The sequence below is a fragment of the Streptomyces sp. WELS2 genome (assembly GCF_013870595.1).
GTDB lineage: Bacteria > Actinomycetota > Actinomycetes > Streptomycetales > Streptomycetaceae > Streptomyces.
Map to the genome: position 1 here is coordinate 1 of NZ_JACBWZ010001118.1, position 1,717 is coordinate 1,717.

General features: G+C 74.0%; 2 protein-coding genes. One reads left to right on the forward strand and one right to left on the reverse strand.

Features of this window, described 5'->3' with window-relative positions:
* Positions 1 to 951 (forward strand): serine hydrolase (locus H5J33_RS34195; protein WP_181798549.1); only part of this gene is annotated, 951 nt, incomplete at its 5' end.
* Here H5J33_RS34195 and H5J33_RS34200 read toward each other — a convergent pair.
* Positions 918 to 1,703: an SGNH/GDSL hydrolase family protein gene (locus H5J33_RS34200; protein ID WP_181798550.1), complete on the reverse strand. Its 786-nt coding sequence runs from the start codon at positions 1,701 to 1,703 to the stop codon at positions 918 to 920. The genes H5J33_RS34195 and H5J33_RS34200 overlap by 34 nt on opposite strands.
* Positions 1,704 to 1,717 lie beyond the last annotated feature (14 nt).

Genomic DNA, 1,717 nt, shown 5'->3' on the forward strand with positions numbered 1-1,717 from the left:
CTCCGCACCGGCCGGCCGCGCTCGGTCCACGACCGCTACCGCGTCGCCAGCATCACCAAGACCTTCGTCGCCACCGTCCTGCTCCAGCTGGAAGGGGAAGGCCGGCTCTCCCTGGACGACCCGGTGGACACCTGGCTGCCCGGCCTGGTCCGCGGCCACGGCCACGACGGCCGCCGGATCAGCGTGCGCGGGCTGCTCAACCACACCAGCGGCATCCACGACTACGTCGCCGACGACGACTTCCGCCGCGACCACTTCACCGAGGACGGCTTCTTCCGGCACCGCTACGACACCCTCGCCCCCCGGGACCTGGTGGCCGTGGCGATGCGGCACGCCCCCGACTTCGCGCCGGGCACCTCCTGGGGGTACTCCAACACCAACTACGTCCTGGCCGGAATGGTGATCGAGCGGGTGACGGGCCACCCGTACGCCACCGAGGTCACCCGCCGGATCATCACCCCGCTGCGCCTGACGGCCACCTCCCTGCCCGGCACCCGGACCGGTGTGCCGCGCCCGAGCGGCAGGGCCTACTCGACGTTCGGCGTCCCCGGCGGCCCGGCCCGCGACGTCACGGCCCTCAACCCCTCCCTGGCCTCCTCCGCGGGCGAGATGATCTCCGACTCCGCCGACCTCACCCGCTTCTACGGCGCCCTGCTCGGCGGCCGGCTGCTGCCGCCGGACAGGCTGAGGGAGATGGAGACCACCGTGGACACCAAGGTGCGACCCGGCGTCCGCTACGGCCTCGGCCTCATGGAGACCCGGCTGGCCTGCGGGACCCACGTCTGGGGCCACACCGGAGGGATCCACGGCTCGGTGTCCGAGGCGGCGGCGACGGCCGACGGCCGGCACGCCCTGGCGGTCGACTTCGACGGCGACTGGAGCGGGGACACCACGGCCGTGCTCGAGGCGGAGTTCTGTCAGCCGGAGACGCGGGAGAGCACCGGCAGGTAGCCGAGCGACTGGCCCGGCGCCGTGGGGTGGTAGGACTCGGTGATCGCCAGGATGTCCACGCTGTGCAGCCAGGGCCGGGAGGAGCAGATCTCGTGCCCGGCGAAGGCGGCGGTGACATCGGCGAAGGTGAACCCGTGGGCGGCGGCGCGCCCCGCGATCACCTCGTTGAGGTGGTCCACGGCGTCGTTCAGGGCCGCGCGCTCGCCGTCCTGGAGGCCGAGCACGCAGGCACCCCTGAGGTGGTACAGGTGCGGGTAGCCCAGCACCACGACCCGGGCGGCCGGCGCCCGGTCCCGGATGGCCGTGTAGAGGCGGTCCAGGCGGTCCGTCAGCGTCCCGTCCATGGTGTCCACGGCCCGGGACACGGCGGTGTGGCAGCGTTCGGAACCGCCGATCGCGCAGACCGCCATGGTCCCGGCGAAGCCCGAGTCGCTGCCGCCGACGGTGAGGGTGACCAGGGAGGTGCGCGCGCTGAGATGGCCGAGCTGCTCGGCCAGCACGTCCTCGGTGCCGGCGCCGTTGCACGCGGCGAAGCTGAACGTCGCCGGCGCGTGGGCCTCGGCCCACAGCACCGGGTAGGCCCGGCTGCTGCGCTTGCACTCCTTGCCGGAGGCCAGGTAGTCGCCGGCGCCCACACCGGAGGAGTAGGAGTCGCCGAGGGCCACATAGCCGCCGGCCGGGGCGCGGGGCGGCGCCTGGGCGGTCGCGGACCCGGCATCGCGCTGTCCTCCGCGGTCGTCCTGGCCGGGCATCTGGCCCTGTTCGC

Excerpts from the sequence above, each read along its gene's own strand:
- H5J33_RS34200 (WP_181798550.1), bottom strand. The coding sequence starts at position 1,703 with ATGCCCGGCCAGGACGACCGCGGAGGACAGCGCGATGCCGGGTCCGCG.